This window comes from Dietzia sp. JS16-p6b, assembly GCF_003052165.1.
GTDB lineage: Bacteria > Actinomycetota > Actinomycetes > Mycobacteriales > Mycobacteriaceae > Dietzia.
Genome location: NZ_CP024869.1, coordinates 2,041,510 through 2,059,709, shown reverse-complemented (window position 1 = coordinate 2,059,709; position 18,200 = coordinate 2,041,510). Strand labels below are relative to the sequence as shown.

General features: G+C 70.7%; 15 protein-coding genes and 3 tRNA genes. 11 read left to right on the top strand and 7 right to left on the bottom strand.

The window, feature by feature from the left end; genetic code table 11:
• Positions 1-29: 29 nt before the first annotated feature.
• Complete coding sequence (locus CT688_RS09405) at positions 30-1,502, bottom strand: NAD(P)/FAD-dependent oxidoreductase (protein ID WP_107756688.1); 1,473 nt, start codon at positions 1,500-1,502, stop codon at positions 30-32.
• Complete coding sequence (locus CT688_RS09400) at positions 1,499-2,080, bottom strand: hypothetical protein (protein WP_107756687.1); 582 nt, start codon at positions 2,078-2,080, stop codon at positions 1,499-1,501. The genes CT688_RS09405 and CT688_RS09400 overlap by 4 nt, the downstream gene beginning before the upstream one ends.
• Before the next feature lie 166 nt (positions 2,081-2,246).
• Here CT688_RS09400 and serA point away from each other — a divergent pair, with 166 nt between their 5' ends.
• From serA to CT688_RS09375, 5 genes are all read left to right on the top strand, one after another.
• A complete protein-coding gene (gene serA / locus CT688_RS09395; RefSeq protein WP_107756686.1) occupies positions 2,247-3,839 on the top strand; it encodes a phosphoglycerate dehydrogenase in 1,593 nt (530 codons plus the stop codon).
• 35 nt (positions 3,840-3,874) lie between these two features.
• A complete protein-coding gene (locus CT688_RS09390; protein WP_107756685.1) occupies positions 3,875-4,894 on the top strand; it encodes a 3-isopropylmalate dehydrogenase in 1,020 nt (339 codons plus the stop codon).
• An 84-nt stretch (positions 4,895-4,978) separates the two neighbouring features.
• The gene (locus tag CT688_RS09385; protein ID WP_107756684.1) at positions 4,979-6,841 is read left to right on the top strand and encodes a putative nucleotidyltransferase substrate binding domain-containing protein; all 1,863 of its coding nucleotides are present in this window, start codon (positions 4,979-4,981) and stop codon (positions 6,839-6,841) included.
• The gene (locus CT688_RS09380) at positions 6,841-7,554 is read left to right on the top strand and encodes an exonuclease domain-containing protein (protein WP_107756683.1); all 714 of its coding nucleotides are present in this window, start codon (positions 6,841-6,843) and stop codon (positions 7,552-7,554) included. Before CT688_RS09385 ends, CT688_RS09380 begins: the two co-directional genes overlap by 1 nt.
• 10 nt (positions 7,555-7,564) lie before the next feature.
• Entirely contained in the window at positions 7,565-8,359 is a 795-nt protein-coding gene (locus CT688_RS09375; protein WP_107756682.1) for a fumarylacetoacetate hydrolase family protein, read from the top strand.
• 6 nt (positions 8,360-8,365) lie between these two features.
• Here the strand turns inward: CT688_RS09375 and CT688_RS09370 are convergent, their stop codons facing one another.
• Positions 8,366-9,496 carry an isochorismate synthase MenF gene (locus CT688_RS09370; RefSeq protein ID WP_107756681.1) on the bottom strand — a complete coding sequence of 377 codons (1,131 nt, stop codon included), beginning with the start codon at positions 9,494-9,496 and terminating at the stop codon, positions 8,366-8,368.
• Between the two features lie 124 nt (positions 9,497-9,620).
• Between CT688_RS09370 and gltX the strand changes: the two genes are divergently transcribed.
• The 3 genes from gltX to CT688_RS09355 all read left to right on the top strand — a co-directional run bounded on the left by gltX (position 9,621) and on the right by CT688_RS09355 (position 11,383).
• A complete protein-coding gene (gene gltX / locus CT688_RS09365; RefSeq protein ID WP_107758115.1) occupies positions 9,621-11,105 on the top strand; it encodes a glutamate--tRNA ligase in 1,485 nt (494 codons plus the stop codon).
• Between the two features lie 79 nt (positions 11,106-11,184).
• Positions 11,185-11,256, top strand: a tRNA-Gln gene (locus CT688_RS09360).
• Between the two features lie 54 nt (positions 11,257-11,310).
• Positions 11,311-11,383, top strand: a tRNA-Glu gene (locus CT688_RS09355).
• Positions 11,384-11,464: 81 nt separating this feature from the next.
• On the opposite strand, the gene CT688_RS09350 is transcribed toward CT688_RS09355, so the two are convergent.
• From CT688_RS09350 to CT688_RS09340, 3 genes are all read right to left on the bottom strand, one after another.
• Complete coding sequence (locus CT688_RS09350) at positions 11,465-12,403, bottom strand: acyl-CoA thioesterase (RefSeq protein WP_107756680.1); 939 nt, start codon at positions 12,401-12,403, stop codon at positions 11,465-11,467.
• Between the two features lie 129 nt (positions 12,404-12,532).
• Complete coding sequence (locus CT688_RS09345) at positions 12,533-14,110, bottom strand: MDR family MFS transporter (RefSeq protein ID WP_107756679.1); 1,578 nt, start codon at positions 14,108-14,110, stop codon at positions 12,533-12,535.
• Complete coding sequence (locus CT688_RS09340) at positions 14,107-14,814, bottom strand: TetR/AcrR family transcriptional regulator (RefSeq protein ID WP_107756678.1); 708 nt, start codon at positions 14,812-14,814, stop codon at positions 14,107-14,109. Before CT688_RS09340 ends, CT688_RS09345 begins: the two co-directional genes overlap by 4 nt.
• A 113-nt stretch (positions 14,815-14,927) precedes the next feature.
• On the opposite strand from CT688_RS09340, the gene CT688_RS09335 reads away from it, so the two are divergent.
• Both CT688_RS09335 and CT688_RS09330 read left to right on the top strand, forming a co-directional pair.
• Positions 14,928-15,000, top strand: a tRNA-Glu gene (locus CT688_RS09335).
• Positions 15,001-15,079: 79 nt separating this feature from the next.
• The gene (locus CT688_RS09330) at positions 15,080-15,928 is read left to right on the top strand and encodes an ABC transporter substrate-binding protein (RefSeq protein WP_107758114.1); all 849 of its coding nucleotides are present in this window, start codon (positions 15,080-15,082) and stop codon (positions 15,926-15,928) included.
• A gap of 28 nt (positions 15,929-15,956) precedes the next feature.
• On the opposite strand, the gene CT688_RS09325 is transcribed toward CT688_RS09330, so the two are convergent.
• Positions 15,957-16,658, bottom strand: coding sequence for an IclR family transcriptional regulator (locus CT688_RS09325; protein WP_197431399.1), 702 nt, complete (start codon positions 16,656-16,658; stop codon positions 15,957-15,959).
• Positions 16,659-16,728: 70 nt separating this feature from the next.
• On the opposite strand from CT688_RS09325, the gene leuC reads away from it, so the two are divergent.
• Positions 16,729-18,195, top strand: a complete 1,467-nt coding sequence (gene leuC / locus CT688_RS09320) for a 3-isopropylmalate dehydratase large subunit (RefSeq protein ID WP_107756676.1) — start codon at positions 16,729-16,731, stop codon at positions 18,193-18,195.
• Positions 18,196-18,200 lie beyond the last annotated feature (5 nt).

The following is an 18,200-nucleotide window of genomic DNA, read 5'->3' as shown; positions in this document are numbered from 1 at the left end:
GCGACGGGTCGGGCGGTCGAGCCGACCCGTCAGCCGCGGAGGATCCGCTCGGCGACGTACTGGCCCGCGAGCCCGTGGACACCGGGCCCGGGGGGCGTCGATCCGGAGGCGTGCCATATGCCGGGGACCCCGGTCGCGTAGGGGTCGACACGGGGGACCGGCCGGGCGACGAGGCCGCGCAGGTCCACGCGGCCCGCGGCGATGTCCCCCCCGGCGTAGTTCGCATTGTGGCGATCCATCCGGGACGCGGGCGTGCACCGGGTCGCCACCACCACGTCGCGGATCCCTGGTGCGACCGCCTCGAGCGCGGCGAGCACCTGCTCGGTCTGGTCCTGCCGCGAGTAGGCGGGCACGTGAGCGTAGGTCCACAGCGGCCGTCGCCCGTCGGGTGCGATGCGGCCCGGATCCGTGACCCACGGCTGGGAGACCAGCACCATCGGACGGTCCGCGTGCCGGCCGTCCGCCACCGCGCGCTCGGCCGCGTCGATGTGGGCGGAGTCCCCACCCAGGTGAAGCGTGCCCGCATCGCTCAGGCGTCGGTCGCTCCACGGCACCGGACCCGACAGGACGATGTCGACCTTCGCCGCGGCACCTCCCACGGGCGCTCGGGTGAGCCGTCGGGCCCGTCGCTCCACGGCCGGTGACGGCGAGGACGACAGCAGGATCTCGCCGAGGATCCGCGAGGAGGTGTTGAAGACGATGTCCCGCGCGTCAATCTGCGCCATCGACCCGACGCGGATCCCCGTGCGGATCTCCCCGCCGGCCCGGCGCAGCGCCTCTGCCAGGGCGGCGGTGATCGCACCGCTCCCCCCGACAGGAAGGGCCCACCCGAGCGGGGAGTGCAGGAGGGAACCGAGGATCAGGCCGACCCCGGTCGCCGCCGGCGAGGAGAGGGGCGAGATCGCGTGGGAGGCGATCCCCGAGAACAGGGTCCGGCCATCCGGTCCGAATCGGTCGCCCGTGATCCCCAGGGGATGTGCCCGGGCGAAGGCCCTCGCCAGCGCTGCCACCACCGTGACCGGCGGGATCGATCGCTGATCGGACAGCGCCGTGGCCACCACCTCGAGTGGCCGCTCGGCCAGCGGTTCCATGACCTGCCACCAGGCCCGGGCCTCCGCCTCGGACCCCATCCCCTCGGCCAGGCTCGCGGGGGAGGGGTCGGAGGGGACCACGATCGCGTCGCGACCGGGGAGCGCGTGGCCCAACTGGACCGGCGGCGTCCTCAACTCGACGCCGTGCGCGGCCAGGTCGAACTGCCGGAAGAACGGTGCGGCGCCGGCCATCGGGTGGACAGCCGAACACGGGTCGACCAGCAGTCCCTCGCCGAGATCGCCCGGCATGCCGTCCATGGGCAGGGTGCGACACCCGCCCCCGATGGTGTCCTCGGCCTCGAGCACCACGACCCGTCGGCCGGCGCGGGCGCACAGGAGCGCGGCGGCGAGTCCGTTCGGACCCGACCCCACCACCACGACGTCGGCGCGGACCGGGTCGGACCGGGTCATTCGAAGACTGCCAGACCGTAGGTACGTCGCAGTTCCTCGAGCAGGACCGCCTGCGCCGCGGCCTGCTCGGCCAGGTCCATCAGGACGCGTCGGGTCCCGGGGCCGCCCACCGTCGCACCCTCACCACCGGAGGGCGCGTCCGCCACCCAGGACTCCGCGAGCAGGTCCCACATCGAGCGTTTGGCCACGACGAGGGTGCGTAGCGCCTCCAGCACCCCCAGCCGTGCGAGCGGGTCGCTGAGCACCGGTCCCACGGGCAGGACGCCCAGGGCGATCCCGGAGGATCGGCGCACCAGCCCCCGACCCGGCGTTCCGATGGGGGACAACCGGGACAACACCTCGGAGGCGACGGCGATCTCCTGCTCGAACTGATCCCGAAGTGGCTCGAGTCGGGCCCGGTCGGGATCGTCGACCGCACGGATGCAGCGGTCGAGCAGGCTGCGTCCCACAGCAGCTCCGTACAGGTGGGCCCTCAGGTAGGTGGCCACCGCGGTCGAGCCGCGAGCGGGCGCGAGGACGGGCAGCCAGGGACTGGGCAGGCCGGCCGGGAATCCGGTCGATCGGGGAGTGCGCGGCATGGGTGTTCCGTTCGTCGGGCGGAGGTCGGGTGCTGCAGTGACACGGTCGGGTGCTGCGGTGACATCAGCCACGGTAGGCCCCCGTCGCCACCCCGGCCACTGGTCGTGGGCGGGGTGCGGTGACCTAGACTGTCGGTGCCCGAATTGACACCGAGGAGATCCCACTGTGACAGCATCCGGACGTCCCGTCGTCCTCATCGCCGACAAGCTCGCCCAGTCGACCGTCGACGCACTCGGCGACGCCGTCGAGGTCCGCTGGGTCGACGGCCCGGATCGCCCCAGGCTCCTCGACGCGGTGAAGGACGCGGACGCGCTCCTCGTCCGTTCGGCGACGACGGTCGACGCCGAGGTCCTCGCCGCGGCACCCAAGCTGAAGATCATCGGTCGCGCGGGCGTGGGACTGGACAACGTGGAGATCCCCGCCGCCACCGAACGCGGTGTCATGGTGGTCAACGCGCCCACCTCCAACATCCACTCGGCCGCAGAGCACGCGGTGGCGCTGCTCATGTCCGCGTGCCGCCAGATTCCCGCCGCCGACCGCACGCTGCGCGAGCACACCTGGAAGCGGAGTTCGTTCAACGGCGTCGAACTGCTCGGCAAGACCATCGGAGTGGTGGGCCTGGGTCGGATCGGCCAGTTGGTGGCACAGCGCCTGGCGGCGTTCGAGACCACCCTCATCGCCTACGACCCCTACCTGCCCGCCGCCCGAGCGGCGCAGCTGGGCATCGAGCTGGTCGACATCGACGAGCTGGTCTCCCGGGCCGACATCATCACGATGCACCTGCCCAAGACCAAGGAGACGGCCGGTCTGCTGGACGCCGAGCGGCTGGCCCGCGCCAAGGACGGCGTCGTGATCGTCAACGCCGCCCGCGGTGGGCTGATCGTCGAGGACGCCCTGGTCGACGCACTCAAGTCCGGCAAGGTCCGGTCTGCCGCCCTCGACGTGTTCGACACCGAGCCCTGCACCGATTCGCCGCTGTTCGAGCTGGAGAACACCGTCGTCACCCCCCACCTGGGCGCCTCCACCAGCGAAGCCCAGGACCGCGCCGGCACCGACGTCGCCCGCAGCGTGCTGTTGGCGCTGCGCGGCGAGTTCGTCCCGGACGCAGTGAACGTCTCCGGCGGTCCGGTCGGCGACGAGGTCGCCCCGTGGATCGACCTGGTCCGCAAGGTCGGCCTGATCGCCGGCCACCTCTGCCCGGGGGTGCCGACCACGGTCAACGTCGACGTCGCCGGTGAGCTCGCCGCCGAGCAGGTAGACGTGCTCGGGCTGGCAGCCCTGCGTGGCCTGTTCTCCGCGATCACCGACGAGCCGGCCACGTTCGTCAACGTCGCATCGATGGCCGAGCAGCGCGGCGTCACCCACTCGGTGGAGACCCGCAGCGAGTCCAAGTCCTACCGCAGCACCGTCACAGTCACCGCCGTGGCCGCGGACGGCGCCACCGGCAAGGTCACCGGAACCCTCTCGGGCCTCGAGAAGGTCCAGAAGATCGTCCGGATCAACGAGCGCGGTTTCGACCTGCGCGCCCAGGGCCAGAACCTCTTCGTGCACTACTCCGATCGACCGGGTGTGCTCGGGAAGGTCGGTTCCATCCTCGGCGGGGAGGGCATCGACATCCAGGCCGCCGCCCTGAGCCAGGACGCCACGGGTGAGGGCGCGTCGCTGATCCTCCGGGTCGACCGCGCGGTCGCCGATCCGACGGTCGACCGGATCGTCTCCGAGCTCGGGGCCACGGCCACCCAGATCAACCTGGACTGAGGGAGACGGGACCGGTGGAGAGGAACACGCAGACGATGAAGCTCGCCGTCATCCCCGGTGACGGGATCGGTGTCGAGGTGACGGCCGAGGCGATCCGGGTACTGGATGCGCTCGTCCCGGGGGTCGAGAAGACGGAGTACGACCTCGGGGCGCGACGCTATCTGCGCACCGGGGAGACGCTCACCGACGCGGATGTCGAGAGCCTGAAGAGCCACGACGCGATCCTGCTCGGCGCCATCGGGGACCCGCGCTCCGTGCCCGCCGGCGTGCTCGAACGCGGGATGCTGCTGCCCCTGCGGTTCGCGCTCGACCACCACGTCAACCTCCGCCCGTCGCGTCTGTACCCGGGCTCGGCGACCCCGCTCAAGAACCCGGGGGAGATCGACTTCGTGGTCGTCCGCGAGGGGACCGAAGGGCTCTACACCGGCAACGGTGGTGCGATCCGGGTCGGGACGCCCCAGGAGATCGGTACCGAGACCTCGGTCAACACCCGGTTCGGCGTGGAGCGGGTGGTACGCGACGCCTTCGGCCGCGCGCGGTCCCGCCGCGGGAAGCTCACACTGGTCCACAAGACCAATGTTCTGGTCAACGCAGGCGGTCTCTGGCAGCGCACGGTCGACGAGGTGGCCCCGGAGTTCGCGGACGTCGAGGTGGACTACTGCCATATCGACGCCGCGACGATCTACATGGTGACGGAGCCCTCGCGCTTCGACGTCATCGTCACGGACAACCTCTTCGGCGACATCATCACCGATCTCGCCGCGGCCGTCACCGGGGGGATCGGCACCGCGGCGTCGGGGAACATCGATGCCTCCGGGACCAACCCGTCCATGTTCGAACCGGTGCACGGTTCCGCACCGGACATCGCAGGCCAGGGCAAGGCCGACCCCACCGCGGCCATCCTGTCCGTCGCTCTGATGTTGCGGCATCTCGGGAAGGTCGGAGAAGCCGACCGTGTGGAAGCCGCGGTCGAGGCGGACCTGGGGTCCTGTGGGGACCGGCCGGTGGCGACATCAGAGGTCGGGGACCGGATCGTGGCCGCGGTCAGCGGTTAGAGCGGAGTACGAGTACCGCGGTCCGCGGGTGTGAATCGCACGAAGCGCATCACACCGCGGGCCGTCGGCGTTCACAGTGGAGCCATGGACGTCGAACTCGTCGAGGTGAGAGATTTCCTCGCCCGGTGCGCCCCCTTCGACGAGCTGACCGTCGACCAACTCGACCGGATCCCCGCGCAGCTCTCGCAGCGGTACCACCGCCGGGGAACGATAATCCTCGACGCGGGTGCCCGGAACGACACCCTGCACCTCATCCGCTCGGGCGCCGTGGAGGTGTGTGATCCGGACGGGGCTCTGCTCGACGCGCGAGGAGAGGGGGATTGCTTCGGTTACTCCTCCCTCGCCAGTGGCGGACCATCGCGCTACCGGATGGTGGCGGTCGCCGACACCCTGCTGCTCGAGATGCCCCGCGAGGTCCTGGACTCGCTGCTCACCGAACACCCGCAGCTGAGTCGGTTCTTCGGCGAACGCAGCGAACGGATCCGTCAGGATCTCGCCTCGGCTCGACTCGAGGCCGCGGGAGGGGACGCGCTCGGTACGCCGGTCGGGGAGTTGCTCGCCCGCGACGCGGTGACCACCGGACCCGACACCACCATCCGGGACGCCGCGAGGCTGATGACCGAACGCCGTGTGTCCGCGCTGCTGGTCGTCGAGGCGGGTCGCGTGGTGGGCATCTTCACCGACCGGGACCTGCGCTCCAAGGTCGTCGCGGTGGGCGGCGACACCGGGGCCCCGGTATCCGCCATCATGACCCCGGATCCAGTCACCGTGGACACGGGGACCCGCGCGTTCGACGCCACGCTCCTCCAGATCGACCGTGGGGTCCATCACCTGCCGGTCTGCCAGGACGGTGAGCCGGTGGGGATGGTGACCAGCGGGGACCTGCTCCGCCTGGCGCAGACCGACCCCGTCTACCTCGCGGCCCGCATCGCCCGCGCGCCCGACGCCGACGGGGTCGCACACCTGGCGGCGAGGCTGCCCGCGCTGGTCGGTGAGTTCGTCCGCCGCGGCACAGCCCCCCAGGACATCGGCAGGGTCGTCACGGCCACCGCGGACGCGGCGACCCGCCGACTGATCTCCCTTGCCGAGCTTGAGCTCGGACCGCCGCCCGTGGCGTACTGCTGGGTCGGACTCGGTTCCCAGGCACGAGGGGAACTGGGTGTGGCGAGCGACCAGGACAACGCGCTCATCCTGGACGACCCGGCGGGGACGACACCCGACGCGGACCGGTACTTCGCACAGCTGGCCGAGCAGGTGTGCGCAGGTCTCGACCGGTCCGGGTTCCCGCTGTGTCCGGGTGAGGTCATGGCCTCCACCCCGGCGTGGCGTCGCACGTGCACGTCCTGGGAACGCCAGGTGGGGGACTGGGTCCGGGCGCCGGGAGCGGACGCCGTCCTGCACTCCCAGGTCTTCCTGGACATCCGCCCCGTCCACGGGGACACCTCGCTGTTCATGAGAGTCCGGGACGAGATGCTCGCGCGCGCCGAGGGCAGCCTGCGGTTCCAGGCCCACCTGGCGCGGATCGCCTGTGAGTGGCGTCCGCCGTTGGGGTTCTTCCGCGGTCTGGTGGTGGAACGACGAGGCGAGTACCGCAACACCCTCGACCTCAAGGCCGGGGGGATCGCGCCGGTGGTGCAGATCGCCCGCGTGTACGCCCTCTCCGCAGGGCTCGACGAGGTGTCCACGCTCGGTCGACTCGACGCCGCGGCCGGGGCGGGTGTGATCGCGCGGGCGGATGCGGAGGACCTCTCCGAGGCATTCCGGTTCCTCCGCGGCCTGACCTACAGTCATCACGCACGCCAGATCGCGGACGACGACCCGCAGGACAACCACCTCGACCCCGGAACGCTGAGCTCCGCCGACCGCCACCGTCTCCGCGCCGCGTTCCGGATCATCGCCGGCGTGCAGGGCTCGCTCGCCTTGAAGTACCGGGTCGGACAGATGTGATGCGCGACTGGTTCACCCGGTCCGGGCGCCGGCAGCGCGCTGCGCGGCGCCTTCCGGACGGCCCGCTCCGTCGCTACCTCGAGACCCCGCCGCCGGCGCCGTCGACCCCGCTGGCCGATCTGCGTCTCCTCGCGGTGGACGTGGAGACGACGGGACTCGACCCCCGGCGCCACCGTGTCCTGTCCGTGGGGCTGGTGCCCGTGGACGGCGACCGGATCGACCTCGGCGGTGCGCGGTCCATGATCCTCCGGGACGACCACGCCGACGAGGTCGAGGGCGTGGGTCAGAGCGCCACCCTGCACGGCATCACCGACGACGCGGTGGCGAACGGCGTCGGGGTCGACGTCGTCCTGGACCAGGTGTTCTCCGCGTTGACCGGGCGGGTGCTCGTCGCCCACTACAGTCATATAGAGACAGAGTTCCTCGACTCGCTGTGCTCGTCCGCCCACGACGTGCGGCCGCCGTTGGTGTCGGTCGACACCCTCGACCTGCACCGGAGGGTGCTCGGTGGGGGAGTCGACATGGGTTTCGCACCGCAGTCCTCCCCGGACGAACTGCGACTGTGGAATGCGCGGCAGCGGTACGGGCTCCCGCGCTACCGGGCGCATGACGCACTGATCGATGCTCTCGCCTGCGCGGAGCTGTACCTGGCCCAGACGGCCGAGCTGCGCGACCGCGGGGTCACGACGCTCCGGGATCTGCGAACGGCATAGGATCGCGGGTATGCGTCTCGCCCGTATCGCCCACCCGCAGGGATTCGCCTTCGTCGAGGTCCGAGGGGACGTCACCGACCCCGCCACCCTCACCTGCGCGGAGATCTCGGAACACCCCTTCGGCACGCCCGAGTTCACCGGTCGCGAATGGCCGCTGGCCGACGTCCGCCTTCTCGCCCCGATCCTCGCCTCCAAGGTGGTGTGTGTGGGCAAGAACTACGCGGAGCACGCGCAGGAGATGGGCTCCGAGGCGCCCACCGAGCCGCTGATCTTCCTCAAGCCCAACACCTCTGTGATCGGCCCCGAAGCGGCGATCGCCTACCCTCCCAGCTCCGAACGGGTGGACCACGAGGGCGAACTCGCCGTGGTGATCGGCCAGCCCTGTCGCGACGTCGCGGCCGCCCGGGCCCACGAGGTGATCCTCGGCTACACCTGCGCCAACGACGTGACCGCCCGTGACCAGCAGCTCGCGGACGGTCAGTGGACGCGGGGCAAGGGGTACGACACCTTCTGCCCGCTGGGCCCCTGGATAGTCACCGACCTCGACCCGAACGGCCTCGACGTCCGCACCACCGTGCACCACCCGGACGGGTCGTCGGAGGTACGCCAGGAAGGCAACACCTCCCAGTTCATGCACACCGTGGGGGAGATCATCGAGTACGTCAGCAGGATCATGACGTTGCTCCCGGGCGACGTGGTGTTGACGGGCACGCCCGCCGGGGTGGGGCCGATGCTCCCCGGCGACCGGGTCACCGTGGAGATCGAGGGCATCGGATCGCTGAGCAACCCCGTCGTCGACAGGTAGAGCGGGTCACACCGCGCCCAGCGCGGTGAGGACCGTGCGGAGTTTGGCGGCGGTCTCGGCGACCTCGTCGTCGGGGTCGGAGTCGGCGACGAGCCCCCCGCCCGCCCAGGCGAGCGCCCCTGAGCGATCGGCGTCGATCTCGGCGCAGCGGATGGTGACCATCCAGTCCCCGTCGCCGCCGGCGTCCGCCCAGCCGACAGCCCCCGAGTAGAAGCCGCGTTCGCCCTCGAGGCCCGCGATCACGCGCCTCGCCTCGTCGGTGGGGGTCCCGCACACCGCGGGCGTCGGATGGACGGCCAATGCGAGGTCGAGTGCCGTGGTCCGTGGGTCCGCGATCCGTCCGCGGATCCGGGTCCCCAGATGCCACATCTCGCGGGTCGAGGTGAGCGAGGGGCGCTCGGGGATCTGTAGCTCCCGGCAGAAGGGGGCGAGAGCCGACGCGAGGGAGTCCACGACGAACGCGTGTTCCTCGGCGTCCTTGCCCGAGGCCCGCAGGGCGCGCCCCGCGGCCTGGTCCTCGGAGGTGTCGCGGGAACGGGGAGCGGAGCCGGCGAGGGGGTGGCATTCCACCGCGTCGCCCCGGCGGCGCACCAGCAGCTCCGGGCTCGACCCCACCAGTACCCGGCCGGCGTGCCGCCCGCCGGCGGGGGTCAGGTCGACCAGGAACCCGTCGGCCGACGGGCTCGAATCGATGAGCGCCGCGCACACCGCGTGGGGGTCTATCGGGTCCTGCGCGACCAACCGGACCGCGCGGGCGAGCACCACCTTGGACAGGCCGCCGGCGCGGATCCCGGCGATCGCGGTGGCCACGCGGTGCCGGTGGACCTCCGTGGAGGGGATCTCCACGGCGACGCGGGCCCGGGTGCGGATCGATCGGAAGTAGGCGGGGGGCTCGAGGGGGCCGTCGGTCCGGACCACGATGTCGGGTTCCACCAACGCCGCCCGCGCATCGGGTTCGAACCCCATGGCGCCCACCACCAGGCCGCAGTCCCCGGATCTCAGGGCCAGCGCCGCGTCTGCCGGATCAGTGAAGGAACGGAGGGATCCCTGGGTGCGCAGTGAGCCCGTGGGGCGGGACAGGAGGAAGTCCGGAGCGGTGACAGGCCTCGCGGCGTCGGGGTGGAGCCCTGACGCCACGGCTCGCCTCCTCGACTCCGACCGGGTGTGGATCGCGCGTGAAGGGCGCACCACGGGTACCCGGCCGATCCTAGGCCGGTCCTGCGCGGGGGTGCGAGCCGGGACCGTCTCTAGGATGGTGACCATGACAGCACAAGACGTCCGTGTCCGCTTCTGCCCGTCGCCCACCGGCACACCCCACGTGGGACTGGTCAGGACGGCGCTGTTCAACTGGGCCCACGCCCGGCACACGGGCGGCACCTTCGTCTTCCGCATCGAGGACACCGATGCCGCACGCGACTCGGAGGAGTCGTACCGGGCGTTGCTCGACGCGCTCCGGTGGCTCGGACTGGACTGGGACGAGGGGCCGGAGGTGGGCGGACCGTACGCCCCCTACCGCCAGTCCGAGCGACGCGACCAGCACCTCGAGGTGGTGCGCAGGCTCGTCGACGCCGGAGAGGCCTACGAGTCCTTCTCGACGGCCGAGGAGGTCGAGGCCCGCCACCGCGCGGCCGGGCGTGATCCCAAGCTCGGGTACGACGGGTACGACCGCGATCTGACGGAGGAGCAGAAGCAGGCCTACCGGGATGAGGGGCGTGGCGCGGTGATCCGGCTCCGGATGCCGGACGAGGACCTGGGGTGGGACGATCTCGTCCGCGGTGAGACCGTCTTCAAGGCCGGCTCCGTTCCGGACTTCGCGCTGACCCGCGCAAACGGGGTCCCCCTCTACACCCTGGTGAACCCGGTGGACGACGCGCTCATGCAGATCACCCACGTGCTCCGGGGCGAGGACCTGCTCAGCTCCACCCCCCGGCAGATCGCGCTCTACCGCGCGCTGACGCGGATCGGGGTGGCCGAGCGTGTCCCCGAGTTCGGGCACCTGCCGTTCGTCATGGGCGAGGGGAACAAGAAGCTGTCCAAGCGGGATCCGCAGTCGGACCTGTTCCTGCACCGTGACAGAGGGATGTTGCCCGAGGGGCTGCTCAACTACCTGGCGCTCCTGGGGTGGGGACTGTCGGACGACCGCGATGTGTTCTCCCTCCAGGAGATGGTGGAGGCCTTCGACGTACGTCAGGTCAACGCCAACCCCGCCCGCTTCGACCAGAAGAAAGCGGACGCGATCAACGCCGAGCACATCCGACGGCTTCCCCCGGAGGTGTTCGCGCAACGGCTGCGGGACTTCCTCGAGGCGCACCCGTCCGAGGACGGCCTGACGCTGCCGCCCGAGCTGGACGGAGACCGGTGGGCGGTCGTGGCCGACCTGCTCCAGACCCGCATCGTCGTCCTGTCCGACGCGTGGGACCTGATCCGCTTCCTCGTGGTGGACGAGGCGGAGTTCGTCGTCGATCCCGGATCCGCCGCCAAGAACCTCAAGGCCGACTCCCGCGAGGTCGTGGACGCGGCCGTGCGCGCGCTGGACGCGCTACCGGAGTGGACCACCCCCGCGATCGAGGCGGCGCTCTCCGGTGCACTGGTGGACGGCCTCGGGATCAAGCCACGCAAGGCCTATGGCCCGATCCGGGTCGCGGTGACCGGCTCGCACATCTCGCCGCCCCTGTTCGAATCGTTGGAGCTGCTGGGTCGGGAGCTGACCCTGGCCCGGCTCCGGGCCGCGCCGATCGCCGACTGACCAGGCGATTTGCTATTCACCCTCGGTGCTTTGATAGTCTCTTCGAGGTCGCCCCGCACGGGCGGACAAGTGAATACAGTGGCCTATGGTGTAATTGGCAACACAGCGGTTTCTGGTACCGTCGTTCTAGGTTCGAGTCCTGGTAGGCCAGCTGAGCGCTCACAGCGCTCACTGCAGTGGTTCCCTCAGCGGAACCGCGTCCTGAGCCCCCGTCGTCTAGCGGCCTAGGACGCCGCCCTCTCACGGCGGTAGCGTGGGTTCGAATCCCATCGGGGGTACACACGAGAACACCCGGAGCGTCATGCTCCGGGTGTTCTCCTCGTCGGGGCCTCTCGCGCGTCGTCTGCGGTGGCCCTCGCTCACGCGACCCCGACGACCCGGCCCCGTCCCCGCAGCCGGATGAGGTGTCGCGCGTGCGCGTCGAGAGCGTGGTCCTCCGCGCTCTTCGGGGTCCAGTGCGGCACCGGGGTGGGTGTGAGATCCGGACCCAGCGCCGCGCACACCGCCAGACAGTGGGTCGTCAGGACCCGGTCCGGCGATGTGGGCTCACCGGACCGGACGTGAACGGACACGTGCATGGTCTCGTGACCGGTGTGCAGGAGCCGGGCCTCGACCTCGACGACGTGACCGATGCTCACCGGGTGGTAGAACCGCACGCCGCCCGCGTACACGGAGGTGCACGGGGTGCCCGACCAGTGGGTCGCGCAGAGGTTCGCGGCGTCGTCGATCCACGACATGATCCGCCCACCGTGGACGTTGCCACCCCAGTTCACGTCAGCGGGTGCCGCGAGGAACCGCAGGGTCGACCGGGGTGCGGTCCCCTCGGCGGTGTAGTCCTGCTGCGCCATGGCGTCCTCGATGTCCTTGCGCAGCGCGATACGCATCACCGCTTCTTCCGACTCGTGCACCTCCAACCGGGAGGCGGGTCGCCAGGACGGCACGGGGGTGGGTCTGCCCTCACGCATGGCGATGAAGACGACGAGACACTCGGCGCAGTGGCGGTACTCGAGCGCGACGGGATCGCAGGCCCGGACATCACACTGGATGTGCATCGAACTCGACCCGGTGTGGACGAGGCGCGCTGACACCTCGACGAGCTGCCCGGCCTCGATCGGCCGCGAGAAGCGGACGTTGCCCACGTAGGCGGTGACGGCATAGCCACCCGACCAGACCGCGGCCTGGGCGTACGCGGCCTTGTCGATCCACTCGAGGATGCGGCCTGTGTGAACCTGGTTCCCGGTGCCCACGTCGGTCGGGGCGGCGAGGAATCGCAGGACGGTCTCTCGGGGAGTCTGCACGCCGGGAAAACTATCGCCGTCGTGTAACGGCGTGGTTGCGGCGGATGTGGATCGCGTGTCGGTGTTCTCACCCCGGACCACCGTCACCGTGAGGGCTGAGCGGGTGGTCCTGGTCGTGCCTGGGCGAGGCTAGTCGACGGTCTCCTTGAGCGGGTCCTCGCGGATGAACAGCAGCAATCCGGTGGCGACCACCAGCAGGGGGACCACGATGAGGAAGATCGGCACCAGGGCGTCGTTGTAGGAACCCACGATCGCGTCGTGGAGCGGCCCGGGCAGTCCGGCGAGGATCTCGGGACTCATCGAGTTGGCCGCTCCGGAGCCGTTCGAGAACGACGTGGCCATCTCGGCCCCTTCCGGTCCCATCGCCGCCGCCGCGGCCGGGATGCGAACTCCCATGAGATCGGAAAGACGACTGACGAAGAGCGACCCCACGATGGCCGATCCCAGGGTTCCGCCGATCTGGCGGAAGAAGTTGTTGGACGCCGTGGCGGTGCCGACCATCGACACGGGGAACGAGTTCTGGACGATCAGCACGAGCAGCTGCATGCACAGGCCGAGACCGAAACCGAAGACGAAGAGCACGACCCCGAGGTGGAGCAGGGTGTCCGTCTCCTCGAGCGAGCTGATGAGAAACAGTCCCACGGCCATGATGATGCTGCCCACGACGGGATACCACTTGTACCGGCCGGTGCGGCTCACGATGTTGCCCACGATGATGGAGGTGCCCATCATCCCCGCCATCATCGGGGTCATCATGAGGCCGGCGTGGGTGGGTCCGAGTCCGTGGACCATCTGGATGTAGGTGGGAAGGTAGGTGATGGTCCCGAACATGGCGATACCGATGATGAGCCCGGCGGCGGTGGAGAGCGCGAAGTTGCGCTCGGCGAACAGGGTCATGGGGATCAGGGGGTGTGGTGACCGCAGTTCGACCCGGACGAACGCGGCTGCGCAGACCAGGAAGAGGGCGGCGAGGCCGAGGATGACCGGGTCGGTCCAGGAGTAGCGGTTGCCGGCCCACGAGCAGACGAGGATGAGCGCCGTGGTGCCCGTGACCATGAGCACGGTCCCCGGCCAGTCGGTCCTCCGACCGGTGCCGCGAGCGGGCAGTCTCAGGTAGAGAACCGCGACCGCGAGTGTGAGCAGGCAGATCGGCAGGTTGAACCACAGTGCCCAGCGCCAGCCCGGGCCCTCTGTGAAGAACCCGCCCAGGAGCGGACCGAGGATCGACGAGAGCCCGAACACGGCCCCCATCACTCCCATGTACCGGCCTCTCTGACGGGCGGGGACGACGTCGGCGACGATGGCCTGGGACAGCACCATCAGACCTCCGCCCCCCAGGCCCTGGATGGCGCGGGAGACGATGAGGACGTCGATGCTCCACGACAGGGCTCCGAGTACGGACCCGCCGAGGAACAGCAGGATCGCCGCGACGAAGAGCGGTTTGCGTCCGATCTGGTCGCCGAGCTTGCCGTACACGGGCAGGCCGATGGTCATGGTGAGGAGATAGACGGTGATGACCCAGCTCATCTTGTCGACCCCGCCGAGGTCCGCGACGATCGTGGGGAGCGCGGTCGCGAAGATCATCTGCCCCAGGGACACGATGAGCATCCCGAGCAGGAGCGAGGTGAACACCAGCGGCACGTTGTGGGACGGCGCGCGCTCGGCGGTCTCGTGACCGGCCGTCGCGAGGGTGCTGGTATCGCTCATGACGTGGATCCCGTCTTCTCGGAAGAGGTCGTCTGCGCCGACGCCGTGTCGGTGGGGGAACTGACGAGGAGGGCGAGCTGTCGCAGGGCGAGGGCGCACTCGGAGTCGAGATCGTCGAAGGTCGAGGCCCGCCGCGTCAGCCAGCTCGACAGGCCCAGGTTGGCCGAGGCGGCCACGAGGGCGACGCAGGCGCGCGCTTCGGCCTCCGCTGCGACCCCCTCGAGGCGGCGGAGACCCGGCTGACGCTCGAAGTGCTCGGTCACCAGGTCCACCAGGCGGAGTTGGAAGCGTGAGGACGCGGTCACGCGGGCCACGCCGAGGTCCGGTTCCGCCCGGAAGATCGCGCCTCGACGGTGGGCGAGTCTCGCCGTCTGGGCGTCGTCCCCGATTCGCGCGTCGGCGAAAGCCGCGAGGAACAGTCGGAGGAGTGCCCCGGGCACGTCCGGGTCGGCGGCGTCGAGGAACTCTCGGCGCCGTGCCGGGGGGACGTCACGGGGAGGTGAACCGATGACGGCGGCCTCCTTCGACGGGACGTAGTTGAAGAACGTGCGCTTGGAGACGTGGGCCGCGGCGCAGATCTGGTCCACCGTCACGCAGTCGTACCCGTGCTCCAGGACGAGGGAGGTCGCGGCGTCCTCTATGGCCAGCAGCGTGGCGCGACGTTTCCTCTCGCGGAGGGAGTCCTGGTCTGGGGGGGAGGTCACCGGAGCAGTCTATATTGAAAGTGCACCGAGTGCATATTTGCACCTGGTGCACGGGTGTCGGTGGCGTGATTTTGTGGTGGACCGGTGGTGTCGCTACAGTTGACGCGTACTCGGCCCCCGTCGTCTAGCGGCCTAGGACGCCGCCCTCTCACGGCGGTAGCGTGGGTTCGAATCCCATCGGGGGTACATGATCGACACGTCCCGGTTCCTCGCGAGAGCGAGGAGCCGGGACGTCGCGTTTGTGGGGGCGTGCGACGATTCCCTCGTGAACTCACGTCGCGACGTCCTCCGGCTGGCCCTCGGCGCCGGGCTCGGGCTCGCGGGCCTGACCGCCTGCGGGGCGGGGGGCGGGACGACGAGCCCGACCACCCCGTCGAGGGACCCGTTGGACCCACCGAGTCCCGTCCGCACCCCGACCGACGACCCGCCCGTCCGGCGTGTCGTCGCCCTCTCGTCCGCGGACCTGGACGTCCTGGTGGCACTGGAAATGGAGCCGGAGGCGGCCTGGGCCGTCGACGGCACGGGCCCCCGGCCCTGGCGGGACCGTCCCTCCCCGCCGACGCCGGACTGGGACGGTCCGGGGTTGCCGAGTCTGCGCTCCCTCCTGCCGTTCGGGGCCGACGCCTTCGCTCTCGCCGCGGCCGACGTCTCCGAGGCGCAGCTGAGAGGGTACGAGCAGCTCGCCACGGTCATCGCGGACCCCGACGGGCGGCCGGGCTGGCGACGGCACCTCGAGTTGGTGGCCGAGGCCGTCGACCGCGACCCGGCCCGGGCCGCCGCCTCCGCCGAGGAGGCGCTGGAAGGCTGGGCCGGAGGTCAGCGGCGGCTCGGAGTGCAGGCGCTCGCCGTCGTCGTCGGGACCGGCGCCCGCCCCGACACCCCGGTCGCCACCCTCGACGGACGGTCGCCGCTCGGAGCCGAGATTCGCGAACTGGGATTCGACGTCGTGTCCGACCTGGTGCCGGTCCCGTATCGACAGCTCAGGCAAACGGGTGTCCAGGTGGTCCGGGTGGATCCGCGCGACGGCGACCTCGTGGCGGCGGTCCGGCAGCCGAGTGTGAGCAGCCTGCCGTGGGCGCTCGGACGTCTGGTCGAGGGTAGGCGGCCGGCCTAGCTGGTCGGGTCAATCAGGGTGCCCGGGCCTACAACCGCTTGTGGATCGCCTCCGCGGCGGCCAGGAGGTCGGCCGCCCAGCGCACCCCGGGGCGTCGACCGATGCGATCCACCGGGCCCGAGACGGAAATCGCGGCCACGACGCTGCCCGCCGAGTCCCTGATCGGGGCCGAGATGGAGGCGACACCGGCCTCCCGCTTGGCGATCGACTGAGCCCACCCGCGTCGCCGGACCTCGGCCAGCTGCCGCTCGGTGTAGGTGGCGTCCGCCAGGAGGGCGCGCTGGGTGGCGGGGTCGGCCCACGCGGCCAGGACCTTCGCTCCCGACCCCCTGCTCATGGGCAGCACGGCCCCCACGGGGACGGTGTCCCGCAGGCCGGTGGGGGGCTCGGCCGAGGCGACGCAGATCCTCCGGTCGCCGTCGCGGCGATACACCTGGACGCTCTCCTCCGTCGCCTCGCGCAGGCGCGGCAGGACGCTGGACGCCGCTTCCGCCAGGGAGTCCGCGGCGTGGGAGGCGAGTTTCGCCAGCCCGGGACCGAGGCTCCACACCCCGGCGTCGTTCCGGGACAGGAGCTGGTGGATCTCGAGGCCCACCGCGAGCCGGTGGGCGGTGGCCCGGGGGAGCCCGGTGCGCTCGCAGAGGTCGGCGAGGACACACGGTTGCTCGGCCACCGCGTGGAGCACCGTCATGGCTTTGTCGAGGACTCCGATCCCGCTATACTGTCTCACAGTTCGACTATAGCGTCCTACATGGTGAGAATCCATCGGTTCGTCACCCGGGGCGGGTACTGGAGGCGTGATGAGTGTGACACCGTCCGGAGGCGCCCGGGGCCGAACCCTGGCGGAGAAGGTGTGGGACGACCACGTGGTGGTCCGGGGCGAGGGGGAGGGTGAAGCCCGACAACCGGACCTCATCTACATCGATCTCCACCTGATCCACGAGGTCACCAGCCCCCAGGCCTTCGACGGACTGCGGCTGGCGGGCCGCGGTCTGCGTCGTCCGGATCTCACCCTCGCGACCGAGGACCACAACGTCCCGACCGACATCATCGGTGGCGCCGTCGACCTCATCGCCGACCGCGTCTCGCGCACCCAGATCGAGACGCTGCGCACCAACTGTGAGGAGTTCGGCGTCCGGGCGTACCCGATGGGTGATCCGGGTCAGGGCATCGTCCACATCATCGGACCCCAGCTCGGGCTGACCCAACCCGGCATGACGGTCGTGTGCGGCGACTCCCACACCTCCACGCACGGTGCCTTCGGCTCCATCGCGATGGGTATCGGTACGTCCGAGGTCGAGCACGTCATGGCCACCCAGACGCTGTCGCTGCGGCCGTTCCGGACCATGGCCGTCACCGTCACCGGCGAGCTGCAGCCGGGGGTCTCGGCCAAGGACCTCATCCTCGCGGTGATCGCCCAGATCGGGACCGGCGGGGGACAGGGGCACATCATCGAGTACCGCGGAGAGGCCATCGAGAAGCTCTCGATGGAGGCGCGGATGACCATCTGCAACATGAGCATCGAAGCCGGCGCCAGGGCCGGGATGATCGCCCCGGACCAGACCACCTACGACTATCTGAAGGGGCGTCCACACGCTCCGGTGGGCGAGGAGTGGGACGCCGCGGTCGAGTACTGGAACGGTCTGAGGACCGACGACGACGCGGTGTTCGACACCGAGGTGGTGATCGACGGCTCGGCCCTCACCCCGTTCGTCACCTGGGGGACCAACCCCGGTCAGGGAGCGCCCCTCGGGTCCTCCGTCCCGCATCCGGAGTCCTTCGGGGACGAGAGCGACCGCATCGCCGCCGAGGGCGCGCTCGAGTACATGGATCTACAGGCCGGGACCCCTCTGCGTGAGATCCCCGTGGACGTGGTCTTCGTGGGGTCCTGCACCAACGGACGCATCGAGGACCTGAGGGCGGTGGCGGAGATCATCGAGGGCCGCGAGGTCGCCGACGGCGTGCGGATGCTGGTCGTCCCGGGATCGATGCAGGTGCGTCAGTTGGCCGAGCGGGAGGGCCTGGACGAGGTGTTCACCGCGTTCGGCGCCGAATGGCGTCAACCGGGCTGCTCGATGTGTCTCGGGATGAACCCGGACTCGCTGGAGCCGGGTCAGCGCTGCGCCTCGACCTCCAACCGCAACTTCGAGGGTCGCCAGGGCAAGGGCGCCCGGACCCATCTCGTCAGCCCGGCGGTCGCCGCGGCCACCGCCGTCGTCGGGCGGCTGGCCTCGCCCGCAGATCTCGAGCCCGCGAAGGGGGCCTGATCCAC

Coding starts and splice junctions, on each gene's coding strand:
- CT688_RS09375 (WP_107756682.1), top strand. CDS start 7,565: ATGCGTCTCGCCCGTATCGCCCACCCGCAGGGATTCGCCTTCGTCGAG.
- CT688_RS09400 (WP_107756687.1), bottom strand. CDS start 2,080: ATGCCGCGCACTCCCCGATCGACCGGATTCCCGGCCGGCCTGCCCAGT.
- CT688_RS09385 (WP_107756684.1), top strand. CDS start 4,979: ATGGACGTCGAACTCGTCGAGGTGAGAGATTTCCTCGCCCGGTGCGCC.
- CT688_RS09405 (WP_107756688.1), bottom strand. CDS start 1,502: ATGACCCGGTCCGACCCGGTCCGCGCCGACGTCGTGGTGGTGGGGTCG.
- gltX (WP_107758115.1), top strand. CDS start 9,621: ATGACAGCACAAGACGTCCGTGTCCGCTTCTGCCCGTCGCCCACCGGC.
- CT688_RS09345 (WP_107756679.1), bottom strand. CDS start 14,110: ATGAGCGATACCAGCACCCTCGCGACGGCCGGTCACGAGACCGCCGAG.
- CT688_RS09390 (WP_107756685.1), top strand. CDS start 3,875: ATGAAGCTCGCCGTCATCCCCGGTGACGGGATCGGTGTCGAGGTGACG.
- CT688_RS09380 (WP_107756683.1), top strand. CDS start 6,841: ATGCGCGACTGGTTCACCCGGTCCGGGCGCCGGCAGCGCGCTGCGCGG.
- leuC (WP_107756676.1), top strand. CDS start 16,729: ATGAGTGTGACACCGTCCGGAGGCGCCCGGGGCCGAACCCTGGCGGAG.